Here is a 22,040-nt window from a genome sequence, read left to right on the forward strand (position 1 = left end):
AGGTTTGTTCGTGGCATCCTGAATGACGTTGGGTATGCATTTTTCTATGACCATAGGATCGCATAAAAGTTGAATGAAATCTGTCAGATTGTTACGCAGCCAGTAATTCTTTTGCACTCGCCAGTGTATTTTTTGTGACTTCGGCTCCTGCCAGCAACCGGGCCAATTCCTGTACCCGTGATTTTTTGTCGAGTAACTGCATTGCGGTTTCTGTTTCTGTGCCGTTAGTGTGTTTGCTGACAAAATAGTGCTGATGTCCACAACCGGCGACTTGTGGTAAATGTGTCACACACATTACCTGTGTGGACTCACCCAGTTCGCGAAGCAATTTTCCTACGATAGTTGCAGTCGGGCCGCTGATCCCGACATCGACTTCATCAAAAATCAGTGCCGGTGTATCCATTTTTTTGGCGGTGATCACCTGGATTGCCAGAGCAATACGGGATAATTCCCCGCCGGATGCGACTTTAGCTAATGCCTGATGTGGTTGTCCCGGATTGGTGGTGACGTTAAATTCAATTTTACTGGCACCATCCATATTCAGCTGATCAGGTGTAAAAGTGATATCGACAGTAAAGCGACCATGAGGCATTGAGAGGTGGTGCATACTCTGTGTGATCAGTTCACTCAGTTCAGCAGCGTAGTGCTCTCTGACCATATGCAGTTGCTGTGCAATAGCCAGCGCCTGCTGATAGCTTTGTTCAACCTGCTGACTCAGTTCATCACTGTGATGCTCACTTTCCTGCTGCATCTGCTGCTCTTCCTGTAACTGCATATAGAGAACATACAGCTCTTCAGGTGGCGTATGGTGTTTACGGCTCAGGCTGATATAACGCGAAAGGCGCTGCTCCAGTTCGTAAAGGCGGTTAGGATCAAGATCAACCCGGTCACGGTAGTGGCGCATTTCATTGCTGACTTCATCAACCTGAATAGTGGCTTCTTCCAGCATGGTCAGTAAAGGCGATAAGCTTTCATCCAGTGAAATCAGTTCGCTGAGTTCATTTCTGGCATGGTTAAGCATACTGAGAATATTGCGCTCATCATTTTCACTGAGGATATTTAATGTTTCCTGACTCAGGTTCAGAAATTGCCCGGAATTTGCCTGTCGTTTATATTCCGCGTCAATTTCAGGGAATTCTCCTTCGAGTGGTTCAAATTCGCTGAGTTCTCTCAGATGATAATCAACAAGCTGCTGACGGGCTTCCCGTTCCAGCGACTGCTGCTGATAACAGGCCAGCGTCCGGCAGGCATCATGCCACTGTTGCCAGGCTTTTTTCATTTCCCCTAACAGCAGCCCCTGATTTGCATATGTGTCCAGTAACACTTTCTGGTGGCTGTTCTCAAGGAGATGCTGATGAGCATGCTGGCCGTGGATTTGAATAAGCAACGTGCCCAGTTCCCGTAACTGAGAGAGGGGAACGGCGGTACCATTGATAAAACCGCGGGAACGTCCGTCACTGTTGATTGTCCGGCGCAGCAGGCACTCGTGGTTATCATCCAGCTGGTGCTCTTCCAGCCAGAGACGGGCGGCGGGAGTATCTTTCAGAGAGAAGCGGGCGCAGATATCTGCGCGGTTTGCGCCGGGACGCACCATATTGGCATCAGCACGGTTGCCGAGGCACAGGCCGAGGGCATCAATGGCGATGGATTTACCTGCACCGGTTTCGCCGGTAATGGCGGACATTCCTGCGCGGAAGTCGATTTCTAATTCGCGGACAATGGCAAATTGGCTGATAGTGAGCTGAGTTAACATTCCGTCTCCCCTGTTGATATAACCATATCTGTATTTATGTACAGTATAATCAGGTTTTATATCCCGTAAAGAGGCGGAGTGAAAAAAATCAGAACATTTTTTTAGACCAGCCTAATTTGGTACTTAACGTATTGAAATAGTTGTAATCAATCGGATGTATTAAATCGAGCGTTTTTTGGCTGCGTTTGATTTTAACAATATCTCCTTCCTGTATCGGCAGGGCTATCTGGCTGTCACAACTAACCTCGTAGTCAATATTTGTCTGCGGAAATTTCAGTGTGATAGTGCTGCGGCTGCTGATGACCAGCGGGCGCGAGGAGAGGGTATGCGGGAACATCGGCACCAGGGCGATAGCATCGAGGTCTGGCGTCAGTATCGGACCACCGGCAGAAAGTGAATAGGCGGTGGAGCCGGTCGGTGTGGTAATGATCAGTCCGTCAGAACGCTGTGAAAATGCAAAGCGTTCATCAATATAGACCTCAAAATCAATCATGTGCGCGACTTTTCCCGGATGCAGTACCACTTCATTCAGAGCGGTGCTGCGCCGCAGTTTTCCGTCGGGGCTGACAACACCCGCATCCAGCAAAAAACGTTTTTCGACGTGATACTCGCCGGTGAGTACACGGTCGAGTTGCTGAAGGGCATTATCCGGTGCGAGATCGGTGAGAAATCCGAGATTTCCCCGGTTTACGCCGATCACATCCGCGCCGTAACGTGATAATACGCGTGCAGCGCCCAGCATGTTACCGTCACCGCCGACAACAATGACCAGATCCGCTTCCTGCCCGATATCCGGTAATGAGCCGGTTTCGGCATCCGTTAACCGCATTTCGGCAGCGACATCACTTTCAACAAGAACGCGCAGGCCTTTTTTCATCAGCCAGTGATAGAGTTGTTCATGTGTCGCCAGAGCTTCCGGGTGGCGCGGGTGGCCGACAATCCCGATACAGCGGAATAATTTGTTTTTTGCCGGGCTGTCCGTCAGCATGTGCGTTTTCCCCTCACTTAGTCGCCGTTCCCTTGAATCTTTGAGTTTGATCCCCATAATAAACAAGAATCAGGATTATTGCGAAATACGCGGAGATTTTATGAGTAGTCACGAACAAAAAATACACGAAGAAGCTGTTGCAGATGCAGCAGATACCCTGAATGCAGGGCAGGAACAGGCAGCAGACACAGAAATTGACCACGCGGCAGTGGCGGCGGGTCGTATTGCGGAACTGGAGCATGAGCTGGAAGAGTCCCGTAAAACGGAACGTGAAGCAATGCTGCGGGCGAAGGCGGAGATTGAGAATAACCGCCGTCGTATGGAGCAGGACATTGAAAAAGCGCATAAATTTGCATTAGAGCGTTTTTCTAATGAACTGTTGCCGGTGATTGATAACCTGGAACGGGCACTGGAAGCAGTCAATCCGGAAGATGAAGCGCAAAAAAGTATGCTCGAAGGTCTTGAGCTGACGCTGAAATCATTCCTGGATGCCGTGAAAAAATTCGGTATTGATGTGGTTGCCGAGACAAAAGTGCCGTTCAATCCGGATGTGCATCAGGCTATCAGCATGGTTGAGGCCGAAGGTCACGAGCCGAACCAGATAGTCAATGTGTTGCAGAAAGGCTACACCCTGAGCGGGCGCCTGTTGCGTCCGGCGATGGTGATTGTGTCTAAATAAACAGAGATTTCAGGCGGATAACACAAAACAGGAAAAACCACGGTTTATCCTGTTTTGTCTGCAATCTCAATGCCGCCTTTATATGGCGGCATTTTTGTCTCTGTTTTATGCGTCCGGCTGTAATTCTGCCGGGATCACCGGCTGCCAGTCGATTGGCGCCTGCCCGCGTGCCTGCAATAGTGCATTTGTCTGCGAAAAATGATGACAGCCCAGGAAACCGCGGTGTGCGGAGAGCGGAGAAGGGTGCGGTGCTTTCAGAATGACATGTTTATTCTGATCAATGTGCTGACCTTTGCGCTGTGCATGCGCGCCCCAGAGCAGAAAAATAACACCGCTGCAATTTTCATTAATTGCGGCAATGACATTATCTGTAAAGGTTTCCCAGCCCAATTTTGCGTGGGAGTGTGCCTGACCGCGTTCAACGGTTAATACTGTATTAAGCAGCAGTACACCCTGTTGCGCCCAACTGACCAGACAGCCGTGGTCAGGTCGCGTAAAACCGGGAATATCGGTTTCCAGCTCTTTATACATGTTAACCAGTGACGGAGGCGGTTTAATGCAGGGCAGTACGGAGAAAGAGAGGCCGTGAGCCTGGTCCGGGCCGTGGTAAGGATCTTGTCCCAACATTACAACACGGACATCTTTCAGCTCTGTATAACGGAAGGCATTAAAGATATTTTTTTGTTCTGGATAAATGGTCTTACCAATTTCTCTTTCGTGGGCAACCGTATTTAATGTATCAATAAAATAGGACTGTGTTTTTTCCCGTCCGATGACGTCATGCCAGGTAAGTGAAGTGGGCATTGTGCTGTTATCCTTCATTAATAACAAAATTCAGCGTTCAGCTTACCTGACTTGTCAGGTCTTGGGAAAGCAGAAGACCATATTTACCGGATAGTTATCGGTGAACTGCAGAATTTTAAAAAAATAGTGTATTTTTTACAAAAAAACGTAAATTTGCCGGATGCGGGTTTTTGATTTAAAACAGGCTTTTACGGACGGCATGAAAAATTGGTGTGATTTTTATTGATATATATCAAAGAATCGACCTGATTTTCTTGGTATATAATACGCATAGACATTGGTTAGACCAATTTCCACTTTAAATGACAATCGATAAATTGATATCGAACCAACCCGGAGGTCACTATGATTACTGGTATCCAAATTACTAAATCTGACAACGCTGCACTGCTGAACTCTTTCTGGCTGCTGGATGACAGCAAAGACGAAGCCCGTTGCATCTGTGCCAAAGAAAAATATGCAGACGGTGATGTTGTTTCCCGCGCGGAATTAGGTCCTTTTGAGTATCGTGAAGTTAATCTTCAGGCTCAGCCGACTGTTCGCGTTGAAGGTGGTCAGCACCTGAACGTTAACGTTCTGCGCCGTGAAACACTGCAGGATGCAGTTGATCATCCTGAAAAATACCCGCAGTTAACTATCCGTGTTTCTGGTTATGCAGTGCGTTTTAACTCACTGACACCTGAACAGCAGCGCGATGTTATCGCCCGTACTTTTACAGCAAGCCTGTAATTGTATCGGTAACTACCGTTATGTTAAAAACCACGCTCCGGCGTGGTTTTTTTTATCATTATACTGATGGGATTTATATAACAGGCTAATAAATAATAATATTGTTGTCTTTCACCGGATCAGGTGAAGTAGCGCCTTGTATATCTGCGGAGGCGTATTTATGTTAATTGAGCACTATTTTTCAAAGTTACTGTCCTTTTCATCCACATCACTCTGCCGGTCCCTCTTGCAACAGCCGTACATCAATATTGAAAAGCCTGTTCTGCCGCTTTATTCCCCTGGTCAAAATACCGGACTTGCGGATGATATTACCCTCGCCCGTTTATGTGCGGATAGTTACAATCCCGGGGAAGAGAGTATCGCCGGGATTACCCGTGCCGATACGCAGACACTGGCGCGCCTTTCGCTGAGTCCCGGAAAGTTAAGAAGCCCGTCGGGTTTGCAAAGTATGATTTATCACTATCAGGATACCGGAATTCTGGCATTTGCCGGCAGTAATGATATGACGGATATGATAACGAATATCCGCCAGGGGCAGGGGCTGCCTTCGCTGCAATATCGTGAGGCTGTGCAATTGGCGAGGCATCTGCTCTCTCACTCTTCCTATCCCTGGCTGTTTATCGGCCATTCTCTCGGCGGCGGGCTGGCATCATTATGCGCGGTGGTATTGCAGCAGCCGGCAGTTACTTTTAATGCCGCAGGTCTGGCGGAAAATACCCTGGTACGGGAAGGTTTATCATTGAAGGCTGCGCAACAGCACGGCATGGCGTTCATCCGCCATTATGCGCTGGAGTATGACTGGCTGACCCATATTCAGGACGGGCTGGATATTCCTAAGGCATTGGGACGCAGGGTAGAGCTGGATTATTATCCGCCGCAGACCGTGCATTCTGTTTTGCAGAAACTGATTCTGGGGGTGAAAGCGCACATGCTGACGCAGGTTATCACGGCAATGGAGAACAGACGGGAACCTTTGTTATAAAAATAAAAAAACGGACTCAGGAGTCCGTTTTTTCAGGGCAGGATAACGGTTACCGGCTATTCCTGTGGCTTGCTGGTCACCGGTGTTTCAACTGCAGCGCCATCTTCGTTTGGCTTGCGGCGTTTTCCGATATTTTTTGTCACGCGGTGGCGGACTTTGGTTTTCTTCTTCTGGTCGTTTTCTGCCGCTTTTTTCTCTTTACGTTTGGCGAGCACTTTTTTCGATGGCTTATACGACGCATTTTCAGACGGCGCACGGGTCTTCGGTCGCAATTCATCAATTACGCGGATTTTCACCGGCTCATCGATGTAACGGATGATTTTTCCGAGCAGCGGCTGGTCATGGGATTCAACCAGTGAAATAGCAATACCTTTGCGTCCGGCACGGGCAGTACGCCCGATACGGTGCAGATAAACGTCTGCGGTAAGCGGTAAGTCAAAGTTAAACACATGACTGATATCATCAATATCGATCCCGCGGGAGGCGACATCGGTGGCGACCAGTACGGTAGTCGGACCCGGCTCGGTCATGCGGCGGATGGCTTCGGTCCGTTTGACCTGTACCATTTCCCCTTCAAGATAACAGGAGATAATCTCCCGGCTGCGAAGCCAGTCTGCCAGTTCGCGCACACGTTCGCGTTTGCGGACAAACACAATCGATTTGGTGACTTCAGGCTGTTTCAGCAGGTGAACAAGCAGCGCTTTTTTGTGTTCGAGATCGTCTGCCCGCAGATAAAACTGCTGGATCTTTTTCCGTTCACGGCGGGAAGGATCGGTCTCTATTTCAACCGGCTCATTTAAGATCCGCTTGGCGAAATCGCGGATGGCATCGCCTTCCAGCGTTGCGGAAAACAGCATAGTCTGTTTCCGCCAGCGGGTTTCACCGGCGATCGTTTCGATATCGTTGGCAAATCCCATATCCAGCATACGGTCAGCTTCATCAAGGATCAGAATTTCAACTGAGCGGCAGTCAAAGTTTTCTTCTTTAATGTATTGCAGCAGGCGGCCGGTGGTGGCGACGACGATATCCTGGTTCTCGCTGAAGACTTCAGCGTGATTCATGTAAGCCACACCGCCGGTAATGGTGGCAATGTCGTGGTGCGTGTATTTACACAGTTGTCTTGCCTGATCCGCAACCTGTGTTGCCAGTTCACGGGTCGGGGTCAGGATCAGCACACGCGGCGTCCCGGATTTTTTACGCGGGAAGTCGAGCAGGTGCTGGATCACCGGCAGCAGATAAGCGGCAGTTTTGCCGGTGCCGGTCGGGGCTGAACCCAGAATATCACGATTATCCAGCGCAGCCGGAATGGTGGCTTCCTGGATGGCAGTCGGGCGCTCAAAGCCCTTTTCATTCAGTGCGCGTATCAGCGAATCGTCAAGTTCGAGTTCAGAAAAAGTGATTGCAGTCATTATATACCTCTGTTTGGACCGCTGATTATAGACGGCTTGGGCAGGATCTTCATTAAAAATAGTTCTGTGCACGCCGGACTTTCTTCCGCAGACATAAGCCCGTATCCTGTCGGACAGATTTTTTCCTATTTTATCATATAGCAGCGCAATAATGATGACAGAAAATAATTCCACTCCGCGCCGCCGCGGTTTTACCTTTAAACAGTTTTTTGTCGCCCATGACCGGTGCGCAATGAAGGTCGGCACCGATGGTGTTTTACTGGGGGGCTGGGCGCCGTGTGAGCACGCCCGGCACATTCTGGATATCGGCACCGGCAGCGGGCTGGTGGCACTGATGCTGGCGCAACGGGCGCTGCCGGACACACAGATTGATGCGGTGGATATTGATGAAGGCGCGTATTTACAGGCGCTGGAAAATACACAGGCGTCACCGTGGGCGTCACGGATGCAGGTCTTTCATCTGGGTATCGGCGAATTTCTCAGTGCGTATCCGCAGAAACGCTATGATCTGATTGTCAGTAACCCGCCCTATTTTTTACCCGCCGTGGCCTGCCGCGACAGTGCGCGTGAAACGGCGCGCTATACCTCGTCACTGGATCACCGCACGCTTTTGCACACGGCGGAGCAACTGCTGACACCTGACGGATTGCTGTGTGTGGTGCTGCCTTATGATATCGGACAGGCGTTTATCGCAGCCGGAAATGAACAGAACTGGTTTCTGCATTCACAAGTGGCAGTGTCAGACAAACCGGACACCCCGTTTCACCGCATACTGATTGCGTTATCCCGCCGGGCGGTTACAGCACAGACCCGGACAATGAGCATCAAAATGCAGGATGGTCAGTATAGCGATGATTTTAAAGCATTTATCAGTGGATATTACCTGAAATACTAAACCGGACTGTCATATCGGGTGTAGCAGCGGCTTTTCCGGCTTAAAACGGATTTCACAGGATATTTACACTGTTGAAGCGGAATTTTTCGTGATTATCAGAGAGCTTACCGGGAAAAACGTGATAGCCTATAGCGCTGCTTGTCAAAGTCGCTGACCGGGTGTAGTTACTTAGGCGTCGTCTTATAAAAATTGTCGGAAAGATCACAAAATGATCTGTTTTTTTATATTTTTTTAAAAGAAAAATGAACTTCACTCTTTTGCCTGACTCAAAGTATCGCTTGCTCATATTGAAGTGAAGCGGAACAGGTAAGAGAATAGTGAAACTGAGCTTCAGGAGAGAACACTGCGCATGAGCGAGCAGTTAACAGATCAAATGCTGGTTGATCGGGTACAGACAGGGGATCAGAACGCCTTCAATATGTTGGTTATACGCTATCAGCATAAAGTGGCGAGTTTAGTTTCCCGCTATGTTCCGCAGGGTGATGTTCCTGATGTGGCGCAGGAGTCCTTTATTAAGGCATACCGCGCTATCGGGTCGTTCCGTGGTGACAGTGCATTTTATACCTGGCTGTACCGTATTGCGGTTAATACAGCAAAGAATTATCTGGTTGCTCAGGGGCGTCGTCCGCCGTCAAGTGATGTGGATGCAACTGATGCGGAAAATTTTGAAGCATCAGGCGCATTAAAAGAAATATCGAACCCTGAGAATTTAATGTTGTCTGAAGAATTAAGAGCGGTGGTTTTCCGCACGATCGATTCCTTACCTGAGGATCTGAAAACGGCGATTACACTGCGCGAACTCGATGGTCTGAGCTATGAAGAGATAGCCGTGATTATGGAGTGTCCGGTTGGTACGGTTCGTTCCCGTATTTTCCGTGCGCGTGAAGCCATCGATAATAAAGTTCAGCCACTGATACAATATTAGTGAGCGCTTAACAACACTGAAGGGAACTTTGGCATGCAAAAAGAGACACTTTCCGCACTGATGGACGGAGAAACTCTTGACAGTGAATGGGTTACCGGACTGACAAGTGATGCCGACCTGCAAAAAAGCTGGTCAGATTATCATCTTATCCGCGATGCAATGCGTGGAGACTTGCCTGATGTCATGCATTTTGACATCGCAGCCCGGGTAGCTGATGCACTGGCGCAGGAGCCGGTTTATATTGCACCTCAGGCTATCCCTGAATCTCAGCCTGAACCGAAAACATGGCGTGACTACAGTTTTGTGGCAAAATTACGTCCGTGGGCCAGTCAGATTACGCAGATTGGTATGGCTGCATGTGTTTCACTCGCGGTCATTGTGGGTGTTCAGCACTATAATACTGACGGCACAGAGGGCGTGTTAACAGGTGATGCATCTGCTTTTAACACGGTTCCGTTTATGGGCAGCGCCTCACCGGTCAGCCTTGATCTGAAAAGTGGCGCGGGTCTTGCACCTCAGAGTCAGATGGATCAGGAACGCGGTGCGCGCCTGAACGCTATCTTACAGCAGTATGAACTGGATCGCCGTGCTCACACTGACGGTCAGTCTGATGTTAAACCGACATCCGCCCCGAAACAGGGTAGTGTGTCCCGCCAATCACAGCCGTAGTGTGGTAATGAAACGAATCTGGTTATCCGTTGTTCTCCTGACGGGCAGCCTGTTATCTGCAGCACCTGCCTCAGCACAATCACCACAAAGTGCTGAGGCATTGTTGCAGAAAATGGGTGATGCTTCCCGTACTCTCAATTATGAACTTGCTTTTATTACCATTTCCCCGAAAGGAATTATTCCTGTCCGTTACCGCCATGCGCTGATGAACGGTCAGCCGGTTGCCCAAATTATGCAGATGGACAGCTCGCGGCGTGAAATTGTGCAGCGGGGTCAGGAAATCAGCTATTATGAGCCGGGTCTGGACTCATTCAGTCTGACCGGTAACCATATTGTTGATTATCTGCCGGCCATTATTTTTGCCGATTTTGCTGCACTGAAAGCCTATTACAATTTTATTGATGTGGGGCGCATTCATATCGGGGATCACCCGGGACGGGTCGTGCGGATCACATCAAAAGATAACTCCCGCTATAACTATATTGTTGTGGTGGATGAAGAGAGTGGTCTGCCGCTTCAGGTCGAGTTACTGGATCTTAACAATGTTTCGCTGGAGCAGTTCCGTGTGGTATCTGTATCAGTGAATAATCCCGGCGTGACAGAATCGCTGAAAGCCGTACAAACCGTGACTATGCCGCCGGTTCTCGCTATTCCTCAGTCTGAGAATGTAAAATTTGACTGGGATGTGATGCGTCTGCCGAACGGTTTTAAAGAGCTGACCCGCAATCGTCGTCAGGTTGGCGCGCAAGAGTGGATTGAAACCGTGATGTTCAGTGACGGGGTGTTCTCGTTTTCAGTGAATGTCGCGAAGGCGGTTAAGATCCCAGAAAATCAACAGACATTGCGCCAGGGTTCACGTACGCTGTATACCTTACGTAAAGGTAATAACGAAATCACGATTTTCGGTGAATTGCCGATGGCAACAGCCAGGCAGGTCGCTGAGGGCGTGACGTTCAGCGGAGGTTGATATGGTGAAAGAATGGGCGACCGTCGTGCGCTGGCAGGACGGGCGCGCGGTGTTGCGTTACGGTTCATCAGCCGGTTGCGGCAGTTGTAAAGCGAAAGCCGCATGCGGCTCGTATCTGCTCAATAAACTGGGGCCGGAAGCTGAACATCAGCTGGAAGTCCCCGTGAGTGAAGCATTGGTTGCCGGGCAAAAAGTGGAAGTAGGCATTCCGGAAGGAAGCCTGCTGCGCTCAGCTATGTTGGTCTATCTCACACCTCTGCTGGGATTATTCATAGGTGCCGGTCTGGCACAAGCGCTGGCGATGAGCCAGACTCTGGTGCCAATGGGTGGTTTACTGGGCGGTGTTGCCGGTTTTCTGCTGGCACGTAATATTGCCCGCCGCTTAGGTGATACCGGTGATTATGAGCCGGTTATTCTGCAAATAGGGCTGCCACCGTCAGAACTCAGTGTTGAGATGCATGAGTGAACCGTAATTAATCGGATTATCAAAGAAATCCCTGCCGGTATCCGTCAGGGATTTTTTCATTATATATCTGACATTATTCAGGATGCAGACAACAACCCTGCGATTTGAATGAATAAGGATATAAATAATTGCTATTCCTATATTTTTATTCTGGTATTTATGTAGCATAAGATAGCACAGGAAGAGTGATGAAATAATTCCGGATTAAAAAGAGGTTTGTATGTTATTACAGACAGTAAAGGATTACGTATTTATCGGTGAAGAACGAGAGATTGCCGGATGCTGCGATGGAATGTCTGCAGCCCCGCGTGAACTATTATTTCAATTAACTGACCTGATGACGCAGTTTTCAGTTAATGTACTGGATATCGGGTTTGGTCTGGGCCTTACGGGACGGATGATAAAGGGCGGGGAAGACTCGTTTTACTGGTCTGTGGACGGTATCGACGGTTTTAAACCTAATTGTTATAATAACAGCCTGATTAACGATAATATTTATCGGAATATCTGGCATGGACTGGCTCAGAATATTCCTCCGGAATTATTTGCAAAATATGATGTTATTTGCCTGCTGGATGTGATTGAACATCTTAATAAAGAGGCAGCAATTGATTTGGTCAGATATATCCTGACGAATATGAATGATAATGCCCGCTTTTTTATCAGCACGCCATTATGGTTTTATCCGCAGGATACTATTCAGGAAGGCGATCTGGAAAAACACCTTATTGGTATCCCCGCCTCATCAATGATGGCAATGTTACCGCTGATGTATCAGGTTAATAATCCGCTTATTGGTGGTTTTATTTACAATAAAGCCAGTCTGGATTATATCGATATGTTCAGCCCGGTAACCAATCCGGCATTTTCTCTTGAGCAGGGTCATAAAATTGCCCGTGCAGTGAGCTGTGACTGTACCCCCGGAAAAATTACGCATATAAATTATGACTAAAAAGCAAACAGCCTGCCGGAAGCAGGCTGAGATTGCACTGTTAATACCCGTTGTATCCTCCTGAAAGGGCAACCCGCAGGCTGCCCGGATAAGGACGCAAATTAACTTATGGTGTAACGGATATGGATGACGATATCCGTCAGGCTGAGCAGCAGTGGTTTCTGCTTCTCACCGATTGCGTCCGGGAAGCTCAGGGTCAGGCTGCTGTCATCATCCACCGGGATACCTTCAAACGGCAGCCAGCGGCCGTCATTGAAATCAAGCCGGAACTGGCCGTCATCATTGATACCGTGGGATAGCGCGATGGCTTTGCAGCCGGCCGGCAACGAGCTGCCGCCATAGCTGAATATAGCCCGCATATCCTGATAGGGCTCCACGAGTGCAGGTAAGGTTACACTGATCTGTTTGATACGACGTGTTTTTTTCTCTTCGAACGGATAGTCTTCCGCAATAGCCAGTTTTTTCAGGTTAAACGCGGCATGCAGTTGTTCATTCTTCGTTATTGAAATCCCGGTTAATGCCGGTTTCTCCTCTCTGGCATTACCATTCAGGAGTTCAGTAATTTTCTCTGCCAGAATGAGATTGTCAGTACGGTATACTTCTGCCAGAGAAACAGTACGGGTGACCTCCAGTGAGCGACTATCCTGTTTCAGCCATGCCTGTTCCATCTCTGCCAGGTTCAGCAGCAAAGATTCCCCGGCCATCAGCCCGGCGTTATTGTTCTGCCATGCGCCAGGTTTGATGTAGCGGGTAGCCTTATCATTGGTCTGCCATGCGTAAGCTTTTTCCGCCATCACGCAGCGCGCCACTGTCAGGTCGTAGAAGCGGTAATAGATAGATGCCAGACGGCCGCGCAGCCAGCTGTAGAGCGCTTTATTACTGAATTTGCGCTGCAGGAATTCCAGTTGTGCCTGAATCTGCACCTGCTGGATTTCCAGGTGTTCGCGCTGCATTTCTGTGGCGGTACGGCGGACAGCCAGGGCTTCCAGTTGTGCATCAATCTGTTTCACTTCAGATTCGGCATTATTTTTCTGGATTTCCCATTCCTGACGGCGGCGGCGCCATGCTTCTGACTGACTGATATTATCGGCAGTGATTTTGGTGGCGGATGCCGCCAGGCCGATAGCCGAACCAAATGCTTTAGGAATTCCCCCCCAGCGGCTGCCGCCGACGGCCACACCGAATATGTTCGGTGCCATATCCGCAACAGCAGAAGCCATATTCAGTGCTCCAATGGAGGTACTCAGCACTGAAGAGGAAAGGTTCAGATCCATGGTCCGTTTTTCTGCGGCACTGACATTCTCATCATACAGAGCCCGGTAGCTGTCAAAGCGGGATTGCGCTCCGGTACGGCTTTGTTCCAGTGTTTTTCCCTCAGCATCCAGTTCGGCGAGGGCCTGCTCCTGTATACGCAGAGAGGAAAGCATCAGTTCACCGGCCTGGTTTTGTAGAAGCTCACTCATGGATTCCGCATCCCGGCGCTCAATCAGGCCCTGGAGAGTGGAACCGAACTGCATCAGTTGCCCGGTCAGCGAACGGGCACTTTCCAGTGCCTGCGGGAAGCGCATTGCCGGGATGTCAGCAGACGGTAAAGGTTTGCTGCCGCCGGAGGCTGCGGCTGCGGCACTGAGCAGTGCGGCCGGGTCTGCCGGTGCGGCAAAGATTGGCAGAGACAACGGCTGACCATCAATGGAGAGATTATTGCGCAGATTAAACAGGCGCATTTCCAGGGTCTGCCAGTAGCCGAGCAGTTTTTCGTTCTGCTGCGGACGGAACAGCCCGGTCAGGGTATTGGCAGTACGGACCTCCGGCAGCAGACCGCCGTTGCGGAGACGGCTGATTTCATCCTGCCGCTGTTTGGTTTTGGTCTTGTCGGCGGCATCACTCAGTGCCGGATTACCCCAGTCACTGCTGATCAGCGTCAGTGGTTTATCCCCCAGCAGCCCCAGTGCCTGCATATACCACATTTTTGCTTCATTGAGCGTATCGCGCTCCAGCATGCGGTAAGCGCTGTCCCCGCGGGCAAGGATCAGATCCAGCAGTTTCATCAGCGTACTGATTTTGTAGTGCATCGGGTCATTCTGGGCGACGGCATCCGGGTCAACTGAATCCAGCGGATCAGCATTCCAGGAGATATCCTCTTTCAGCGGACGCACCCGCCAGTCACCGGCACCGCTTGCGGCAGGACGCCAGATATAGCCTAACCAGCGGTTGGCTTCGGTAAAGTTCTGCTCCTGCAACAGACGCGTTGCTACCATCATCGGAGTGTAATAGAACAATTCCCAGAAATAGAGGGCATTGGCACCGCTGAAGTCCATCGGTTCATCGGGTTGTGACAGGCCGGAGACGGATTCAAGGCCGGGGAAGGTGCCGTTGTTATAGCTGGTGTCTAATTTCCAGCCATTGTTTCCGTCAGGAATAAACTTAATCCAGTTTTTATTGCCGCTCTGAAAGTGTGCGCGAAGGAGTAGTTGTTTATCGTTATATCTTATATGCGGGATAAACAGATTAACAATGGTTGATGTTTCTGTATTCACAGTGGAGTCAATAACAGGATATATATCGTCTTTAACTAAGACATCACCACGCTGAATCGTAAACTTCCGGTCATCGCCATGAATAGCCTTGTCATACGGTTTCAGTGTCAGCGTCACATAAGTCCCCTGTCCCGGTTTCGGTTCCCGCAGGTTCTGGGTTTCCGGTGACAGTACCGCATCAATACCGTGGTTGGCCCGCTCAATTAACTGCCGGGCAAACAGGGTATTGAGCCGGGTGCGGTAAGCATCCCATTCCATGTATTGGGCGCCGTCGTTGGTGGTGTGCAGGGATATGACTTTTTTAACTGAACCAGTTTTTTTTATAACTAGTTTATAAGTGGTAGTAGCCGCAAGAACAGCTGTATTCGTGAACCTGACTTTTATAGTACAATCCAGGTTACTAATATCTGCACCAGGGGGAAGGGGTATAAACAGTTTCCCAAACGGGAATGCCAGTGTTTCTTTTGAGTCTGTCGGGTATAATGGTGGCCGGAGCCCGACGTCACTACCTGTTATTGTTTTATATTTCGTACTATTTATTTCAAACTCAATGGAGATATCATCTGAACTCATTGTTTTGACTTGTGCTATCATTTCGCCCAAGCTAAGCTTGCCCAGTATTTTTCCACCAGTGTTGATAGTATATTTATCTTCCTCCAACTTTAACCTATCGTCGGTAACACCTCCATATGTATAATACAACGTTGATGTTTCTACGTGCTTTATATAGAAACTCGCGAGTTTACTCCCTATCAGCTCAAGAGGAGTAATTAGCGGAGAAATTTTGCCAATGGAAAGAGTAATGTGTCTTTTCGGTGGCTGGTTATTATAAGTATATACAGCACAAGCGTTAATCTTATCGGATATAGAATTACCGACAGGCTCCATTTTTTTTTGATTTCGGAGCATAAACCGTACCGGAATGATAGTTAAGATGAGTAATATATTTCCTGCGATAAAAATCAGGAATATAACTAAATAATTTATAGGGACTGATGTTAATATAAGCAATAGGGTCCAATATCAGTGTAGATATACTGTTTTCAGTTTTGACAGTATAGCCGCCATGGGAGATGACCAGATTAATTTCTTTATTCCCATCTTGTTCTTCCAGGGTAAATTTGGAAGAGGGTATACGATTCAGGAGGGTGTTTACCCTGACGGTATTTTCTGTATCTAATTGATGGGTAACTGTGGCTAATATCTCTGCTATATTCGGTTCTTTTTTTACAGCTCATGTCCGGCTGAATATGTAGTCCGAAGCTACTGGTCTGCTTTTCCTTTTCTATTTGATACCAGGCAATGAGCAGTGAATTATCTTCCTGGCTGGCGACACAGTACAGACCCGATTTTTTCCACCCGGATATGTCGTTTTCAGTAATATCATAACTGAATGGCGAAGCCCAACTGCCGTCATATTTGACATGTGTCAGCTTCAGGGTAAAAGATGCCGTATCTTTACCGGTGCTATCTTTCTGTACTTGTTTTTCAATCCATAACAGATAAAGACGTGAATGGAAAATCACCGGACGCACCATATCCCCATACGGATTCACCGCACAGGTAATTTCTTTCCAGTCACTCCAGGCATTGGCGGCAAAACGGCCATTCTGACATTTACTGTGATCGGCTTTGCGCCAGTAATATTTTTTCGGCTCAGTCTGGCTGGTACCGATAAACCAGGTGTTACCCTGAGTAATATCAACCGTATCATGATAACCGCTGACCACTTTCAGGTCAGCGATCTGCTCAAAGGCGGTCAGATACTGGCGGAAGCCGCTTTCCAGGGTATCTTTGTTGAGCTCACTTTGTGAAAGCTGCTCCAGCATGGTGTTCATCATCCCGGTCTGACCGGTACGGAGGGTCGGATCAACGAAGTTTTCAGGGTAATAGACTAACTGAGACACACCCGCCCAGGTGCTGTAGCGTTTGTTATAGGTATCCCAGTCTTTAAAGAACTGACGCTCAAGAGCGTCACTGTCTGCACCCGGCTCATCACCGGCAATGGTGCGGTTAATATAGAGCTGAATACCGGCAATCGCATCGGCCAGCCGTGTGGTGGTGACGGCAGCACTGACTTTACCGTCCACCAGCAGATTACGCCAGATATCATCACGGTCTGCCACCGGATTGTTCATAATCAGAGAGCGGTACTCCCCGCTGAGGGCTTCACTGCGGCGCGGTTCAGACTGATTTTGCAGTTGTTTGGTCTGTTGCTCGTTCAGACCGGCCTGTAACAATCCTGTCAGTGCGTAGAGTTCTGCATAAGTAGGTTTCACATTTTCAGACACTGTCAGCAGAGTGGTGATATCTTTCGGGGTGATATGCAGGGTATCTGCCAAATCCAGCCGTGGCGGCAATTTGGCCAGCTGTTGCCATGTGGTCAGTTCCGGTTTTTGTCCGGCCTGTGTCAGTGCCTGAGTAATCACCTCTTCTGACAGATTCAGTGCTTTTGCCAGAATAGCGGCAGTCAGGGTCTTGCCTTGCAGTGCATCCAGTACCGTACCGGCCTGTTCACCGCAGCGGTTAATCAGGTTATGGAAATCACTGATGTCATACAGGTTGATAAAATTTTCAGTCGGTGCACCGAGTGACAACGTCTGAAGTTCGGCATTACTGAGTGCAAAGGAGCGAATCACCAATACACGCTGTGCCAGTGCCTGACACCAGGCAGCCAGTTGTTTCTGTTCGTCAACAGACGGCTTTTCTTTGGTAATAAGCTTCCAGGCCTCGGTGGTGGTGGGTATATCTTTGAGATGGTTTTTATCCAGCCAGCGCAGCAGAGCTTCCCCCGATTCCGTAACGTCCAGCTGCATAGCCGCGGTAATCACCGGCGCATGGTGGTATACAGTGTTTTTGTATCGGTGTCGTCAATACTACCGTTACGCAGGTGATCCTGCAGGACCTGCATCTCTTTGGTCAGCGCCGCCGGAGATATTTTATCCAGCAGCAGCATCAGTTGTTCAACCGTGATATTTTGTGTATTCAGCCATTGGGTGATGCGGGACAGAAACGTGAGCATTTCCTGGCGCATTTTGCCCTCTAAATTGTAAACGTTCATTGCACTGTAAGGGGAAATCCGCAGCAGGGCATCCAGTTGTGCTACTGTCAGGTTGTGCACATCCGCCAGCAGACGAACAAATAACAGACCACGAAGTTTTTCTGTCTTGTTTTTGATAGTTTCGGGTGTTTTATTACGGTTTGTGATAACAAGTAGTTGCCACAAACCGATATCATCTACCCGAAAAGCGCGTTTCAGGACTTCACGACGCAGGTCTTGCTTACCCGGCTTCATGGGAATATCATCACCACCTACAGTGTAAGTTACACCATTCAGCGGCGGATTATTAAACAGGCGGTCAAAATGGCTGATCTGCCCGTCATAGCTGACTTTGCTGATACCGGCGTTACACAGCATTAATGCTGTTTCAGTATCAATACCGTAACGTTTACGGTAAAGCAGCGTTTCGGTGAAACGGCGTAATTCGTATTCGCTTGTAGTACCTCTGACGTGGATTAATGCATGTTGTGTTTCCTGCGGGGTCATACCGCTGACTTTTGCCAGACGCAGTGTTTTATTGAGTCTGAGGAGCCATATACCCGGTTCCGCATTGGTACGGATGGTGAAGGTGGCTGAGCCGTAATAGTTCCCGTCGCTGGCAGGTTTTGGTTTTTTTCTGGTGATGCCGATTTTAGTCTCGGCTTCTAAAATTTTAGCATCCAGTGTGACGGGGATACTGTAGTGCTCCCCGGCCAGAGGAACAAAACCATTTTTATCTGCCAGATTATCAAGCGATTCGTTATAGCCTATACTAAAATGCGTCGCCTCTTTTTTGGTTTTCTTTACACTAAAATTAACTAAAAACTGATTACCACCCAGCGGAATTAAATCAATATAGTCTGTCTGTTCTTTATCATTCTGTGTTTTGGCCAGTTCACTGAATGTAATTTTTCCGCCAGTGTTTATTGCCGGTATTACCAGTTTATTATCGTCGTTATACACATCCGGTGCTGGTAACCGGCCTGTTATTTCGGCAGCAATAAGGGCCTGAATTTCATCTGCCGGAAGCTCATAATAATTGGCCAGCGCATCCAGAGTCATCAGGTCTTTAATCTTAATCTCCGGGAAGTTTTTTTTCAGAGAGTCTTTCAGAGCGGTGCCGGTTAATGACTCTGTGTTTTCTGTCAGTATGGCATATAACTCTGGTGAGATACCGGCGTCGTATGCCGCCAGTATGGGAAAATTCACAGGGGTGCTGAGAGTATTATCCGGCAGGACAAAATTCCGCTGTGCCAGGGCGTTATGTATTCCCTCAAACGGCACGTTATACGGCGTTACACCACTGCGGCGGGAGGTTGCCAGGGCTTCATAATATTTGCGTTTGTCTGTCTGACCGGCTTTTGTCATCAGCGCTGTTTCCAGTTGCTCATTCGCCAGTGACAGAGCAGAGATTTCGTTATCCAGATTGTCCTGAGAGAGCACCAGTTTTGCCAGGTCCGGACGGCGCTCATCCAGATTACGGCCACTGCCTTTTGGATGCAGTCCCCGGGCTTCACGGTACAGCTCAGTCAGATAACCGGCAGGGGAAAACATGGAAGAGACGGCGCCGGGTGCGACAAATTCATCGGCACGCGGCGGGATAATATCATCATAGCCATATGGGGCGGCGCCGTAATAACGGGCAACACCCATCTCTTTTCTCAGCAGCGGGTTCGCGCGGGTCAGCACCCGTGCGGTATAGAGAATGTTGTTTTGCTTTTCTTTTTGTGCCGCGCGGTACAGTAACTGTGCGTCATCCTGTGAAAGGTGAGCCTGGTTGCGGATTTCGGCAAGGGAAAGGGGCATAAAGTCGGCCAGAGTGAGTGGCTGGTCGTTACGCTCCTTATTTACTTTTTCGAGTATTCTGATTATGTGTTCCATTAATTATTCCCTTATAAGAGTTAAATTATCTAATGTAAATAATTTCCGGGTAAAATATCTAATTACCCTGTGTGGATATTTTTTACTGAACATCATTGGTATTTAAGCAAATATCATTGTTAATAGTATTTGTCGCTATTGGATTTTATTAGTCAAATAAATGAATTGTCATAAGGTGCTTGTTTTTTTTTGTGATTATTTTAATTATTTGATTATTAATCTTATTTCGGTAATTTTATTTTTATTTAATTATCACTGAGATTCATGAATATCTATATATCTATATACCAGGTGATTAATTAACGGACTCAGATGACAAACCTGATGCAGATGACAAAACCAGATGTCAGAATGACTGACCCGTTATCCGGGAAGGCGGTTTTTTTCCCCGCAAAATGAACGTTTCTTTGAGTTGAGAGTCTGTAGCATGTAGAATGCTGACAATATGTCTGTCAACCAGCAATATAGAGTGTTGGCTTTGTGTCCGCCGGGCGGGCAAAGCTAGTTTTATAGGGCATTGCAAAGAAGAATTTTATCTTGAAAATTAACCATATACGAAATTTTTCCATTATTGCTCATATCGATCATGGTAAATCAACGTTATCAGATCGCATTATTCAGATTTGCGGTGGGTTATCCGACCGTGAAATGGAAGCGCAGGTTCTGGACTCGATGGATCTGGAACGCGAACGCGGTATTACGATCAAAGCGCAGAGTGTGACGCTGGATTACACCGCGCAGAACGGTGAAACCTACCAGCTCAATTTCATCGACACCCCGGGCCACGTTGACTTCTCTTATGAAGTTTCCCGCTCACTGGCGGCATGTGAAGGTGCGCTGCTGGTGGTCGATGCCGGGCAGGGTGTTGAAGCGCAAACTCTGGCGAACTGTTATACCGCCATGGAAATGAACCTGGAAGTTGTCCCGGTTCTGAACAAAATTGACCTGCCGGCAGCTGAACCTGAGCGCGTGGCAGAAGAAATAGAAGACATCGTCGGTATTGAAGCGGCAGACGCGGTGCGCTGTTCAGCGAAAACCGGTATAGGTGTTATCGATGTTATCGAACGCCTGGTGCGTGATATTCCGCCGCCAAAAGGGGATCCTGATGCACCTTTACAGGCGCTGATTGTTGACTCCTGGTTTGATAACTACCTCGGTGTGGTGTCACTTGTCCGTATTAAAAACGGCACACTGCGCAAAGGCGATAAAATCAAAGTTATGAGTACCGGTCAGGTCTATAACGCGGATCGTGTGGGTATTTTTACGCCAAAACAGGTGGATAAAGATATTCTCAGATGTGGCGAAGCGGGCTGGGTCGTCTGTGCTATTAAAGATATTTTAGGTGCGCCGGTCGGGGATACCTTAACAAGCGCACGTCAGCCTGCTGAAAAAGCACTGCCGGGCTTTAAAAAAGTCAAACCACAGGTGTATGCGGGTCTGTTCCCGGTCAGTTCTGATGATTATGAAGCTTTCCGTGATGCGCTGGGTAAACTCAGCCTGAATGACGCCTCATTATTCTATGAGCCGGAAAGCTCTACTGCGCTGGGCTTTGGTTTCCGCTGCGGCTTCCTGGGTCTTCTGCACATGGAGATTATTCAGGAGCGTCTGGAGCGTGAATATGACTTGGATCTTATCACCACAGCGCCGACCGTTGTTTATGAAGTGCTGACCACCGGCGGTGAAACTATCTATGTTGACAGTCCGTCCAAATTACCGGCACTGAACAATATTGAAGAGCTGCGGGAGCCTATCGCGGAATGTAACATGCTGCTGCCGCAACAGTACCTGGGGAACGTAATTACCCTGTGTATTGAAAAGCGTGGTGTGCAGACCAACATGGTCTATCACGGTAACCAGGTTGCGCTGACCTATGAGATCCCGATGGCAGAAGTGGTTCTGGACTTCTTTGATCGCCTGAAGTCAACTTCGCGCGGCTATGCATCACTGGATTATAACTTCAAACGCTTCCAGACATCTGACATGGTTCGTGTTGATATTCTTATCAATAATGAGCGGGTTGATGCCCTGGCACTGATCACGCACCGCGATAACTCAATGTACCGTGGTCGTGAACTGGTTGATAAAATGAAAGACCTGATCCCGCGCCAGCAGTTTGATATCGCGATTCAGGCAGCCATCGGTATGCATATTATTGCGCGTTCAACAGTGAAACAGTTGCGTAAAAACGTCCTGGCAAAATGCTATGGTGGTGACGTCAGCCGTAAGAAAAAACTGTTGCAGAAGCAGAAAGACGGTAAGAAACGCATGAAGCAGGTCGGGAACGTTGAGTTACCGCAAGAGGCGTTTTTAGCCATTCTTCATGTTGGTAAAGATAATTAATTCATCAGGTTGTAAGGAAATCTA

At 48.5% G+C, this 22,040-nt stretch carries 14 protein-coding genes and 1 pseudogene; 10 read left to right on the plus strand and 5 right to left on the minus strand.

Annotated elements, in window-relative coordinates:
* Positions 1-91: 91 nt before the first annotated feature.
* Together recN and nadK are read right to left on the minus strand one after the other, a co-directional pair.
* Entirely contained in the window at positions 92-1,753 is a 1,662-nt protein-coding gene (recN, locus tag AYY17_RS10260; RefSeq protein WP_067423457.1) for a DNA repair protein RecN, read from the minus strand.
* A gap of 88 nt (positions 1,754-1,841) precedes the next feature.
* Positions 1,842-2,741: an NAD(+) kinase gene (gene nadK, locus AYY17_RS10265; protein WP_067398591.1), complete on the minus strand. Its 900-nt coding sequence runs from the start codon at positions 2,739-2,741 to the stop codon at positions 1,842-1,844.
* A 100-nt stretch (positions 2,742-2,841) separates the two neighbouring features.
* On the opposite strand from nadK, the gene grpE reads away from it, so the two are divergent.
* Positions 2,842-3,420: a nucleotide exchange factor GrpE gene (grpE, locus tag AYY17_RS10270; RefSeq protein ID WP_067423459.1), complete on the plus strand. Its 579-nt coding sequence runs from the start codon at positions 2,842-2,844 to the stop codon at positions 3,418-3,420.
* Between the two features lie 105 nt (positions 3,421-3,525).
* Here the strand turns inward: grpE and ung are convergent, their stop codons facing one another.
* The gene (gene ung / locus AYY17_RS10275; protein ID WP_067423461.1) at positions 3,526-4,224 is read right to left on the minus strand and encodes a uracil-DNA glycosylase; all 699 of its coding nucleotides are present in this window, start codon (positions 4,222-4,224) and stop codon (positions 3,526-3,528) included.
* A 345-nt stretch (positions 4,225-4,569) separates the two neighbouring features.
* On the opposite strand from ung, the gene grcA reads away from it, so the two are divergent.
* Positions 4,570-4,953: an autonomous glycyl radical cofactor GrcA gene (grcA, locus tag AYY17_RS10280; protein WP_067363865.1), complete on the plus strand. Its 384-nt coding sequence runs from the start codon at positions 4,570-4,572 to the stop codon at positions 4,951-4,953.
* Between the two features lie 160 nt (positions 4,954-5,113).
* Positions 5,114-5,935, plus strand: coding sequence for a lipase family protein (locus AYY17_RS10285; RefSeq protein WP_067423463.1), 822 nt, complete (start codon positions 5,114-5,116; stop codon positions 5,933-5,935).
* A 56-nt stretch (positions 5,936-5,991) separates the two neighbouring features.
* Here the strand turns inward: AYY17_RS10285 and srmB are convergent, their stop codons facing one another.
* Positions 5,992-7,344: an ATP-dependent RNA helicase SrmB gene (gene srmB / locus AYY17_RS10290; RefSeq protein WP_067423567.1), complete on the minus strand. Its 1,353-nt coding sequence runs from the start codon at positions 7,342-7,344 to the stop codon at positions 5,992-5,994.
* 151 nt (positions 7,345-7,495) lie between these two features.
* Here srmB and AYY17_RS10295 point away from each other — a divergent pair, with 151 nt between their 5' ends.
* From AYY17_RS10295 to AYY17_RS21225, 6 genes are all read left to right on the plus strand, one after another.
* On the plus strand, positions 7,496-8,239 hold the full coding sequence (locus AYY17_RS10295; protein ID WP_067423465.1) for a tRNA1(Val) (adenine(37)-N6)-methyltransferase: 744 nt from the start codon (positions 7,496-7,498) through the stop codon (positions 8,237-8,239).
* A gap of 349 nt (positions 8,240-8,588) precedes the next feature.
* Complete coding sequence (gene rpoE, locus AYY17_RS10300; RefSeq protein ID WP_067398578.1) at positions 8,589-9,164, plus strand: RNA polymerase sigma factor RpoE; 576 nt, start codon at positions 8,589-8,591, stop codon at positions 9,162-9,164.
* Between the two features lie 33 nt (positions 9,165-9,197).
* The gene (rseA, locus tag AYY17_RS10305) at positions 9,198-9,833 is read left to right on the plus strand and encodes an anti-sigma-E factor RseA (RefSeq protein WP_067423468.1); all 636 of its coding nucleotides are present in this window, start codon (positions 9,198-9,200) and stop codon (positions 9,831-9,833) included.
* 7 nt (positions 9,834-9,840) lie between these two features.
* Entirely contained in the window at positions 9,841-10,800 is a 960-nt protein-coding gene (gene rseB / locus AYY17_RS10310) for a sigma-E factor regulatory protein RseB (RefSeq protein ID WP_067423470.1), read from the plus strand.
* A 1-nt stretch (position 10,801) separates the two neighbouring features.
* A complete protein-coding gene (gene rseC, locus AYY17_RS10315; protein ID WP_067423471.1) occupies positions 10,802-11,266 on the plus strand; it encodes a SoxR-reducing system protein RseC in 465 nt (154 codons plus the stop codon).
* 220 nt (positions 11,267-11,486) lie between these two features.
* Positions 11,487-12,218, plus strand: coding sequence for a methyltransferase domain-containing protein (locus AYY17_RS21225; protein WP_156656679.1), 732 nt, complete (start codon positions 11,487-11,489; stop codon positions 12,216-12,218).
* A 101-nt stretch (positions 12,219-12,319) separates the two neighbouring features.
* On the opposite strand, the pseudogene AYY17_RS22720 reads toward AYY17_RS21225, so the two are convergent.
* Positions 12,320-19,676: pseudogene (locus AYY17_RS22720) on the minus strand (Tc toxin subunit A-related protein).
* Positions 19,677-20,219: 543 nt separating this feature from the next.
* Here AYY17_RS22720 and lepA point away from each other — a divergent pair.
* Complete coding sequence (gene lepA, locus AYY17_RS10330; protein ID WP_067423570.1) at positions 20,220-22,016, plus strand: translation elongation factor 4; 1,797 nt, start codon at positions 20,220-20,222, stop codon at positions 22,014-22,016.
* The last annotated feature ends 24 nt before the right edge of the window (positions 22,017-22,040 follow it).

Origin of the sequence: Morganella psychrotolerans, from assembly GCF_001676055.1 — a bacterium.
Taxonomy (GTDB): Bacteria; Pseudomonadota; Gammaproteobacteria; order Enterobacterales; family Enterobacteriaceae; genus Morganella; species Morganella psychrotolerans_B.

Bases quoted from the DNA above. Each gene is read 5' to 3' on its own strand.
- recN (WP_067423457.1), bottom strand. From the start codon at position 1,753: ATGTTAACTCAGCTCACTATCAGCCAATTTGCCATTGTCCGCGAATTA.
- nadK (WP_067398591.1), bottom strand. From the start codon at position 2,741: ATGCTGACGGACAGCCCGGCAAAAAACAAATTATTCCGCTGTATCGGG.
- grpE (WP_067423459.1), top strand. From the start codon at position 2,842: ATGAGTAGTCACGAACAAAAAATACACGAAGAAGCTGTTGCAGATGCA.
- ung (WP_067423461.1), bottom strand. From the start codon at position 4,224: ATGCCCACTTCACTTACCTGGCATGACGTCATCGGACGGGAAAAAACA.
- grcA (WP_067363865.1), top strand. From the start codon at position 4,570: ATGATTACTGGTATCCAAATTACTAAATCTGACAACGCTGCACTGCTG.
- AYY17_RS10285 (WP_067423463.1), top strand. From the start codon at position 5,114: ATGTTAATTGAGCACTATTTTTCAAAGTTACTGTCCTTTTCATCCACA.
- srmB (WP_067423567.1), bottom strand. From the start codon at position 7,344: ATGACTGCAATCACTTTTTCTGAACTCGAACTTGACGATTCGCTGATA.
- AYY17_RS10295 (WP_067423465.1), top strand. From the start codon at position 7,496: ATGATGACAGAAAATAATTCCACTCCGCGCCGCCGCGGTTTTACCTTT.
- rpoE (WP_067398578.1), top strand. From the start codon at position 8,589: ATGAGCGAGCAGTTAACAGATCAAATGCTGGTTGATCGGGTACAGACA.
- rseA (WP_067423468.1), top strand. From the start codon at position 9,198: ATGCAAAAAGAGACACTTTCCGCACTGATGGACGGAGAAACTCTTGAC.
- rseB (WP_067423470.1), top strand. From the start codon at position 9,841: ATGAAACGAATCTGGTTATCCGTTGTTCTCCTGACGGGCAGCCTGTTA.
- rseC (WP_067423471.1), top strand. From the start codon at position 10,802: ATGGTGAAAGAATGGGCGACCGTCGTGCGCTGGCAGGACGGGCGCGCG.
- AYY17_RS21225 (WP_156656679.1), top strand. From the start codon at position 11,487: ATGTTATTACAGACAGTAAAGGATTACGTATTTATCGGTGAAGAACGA.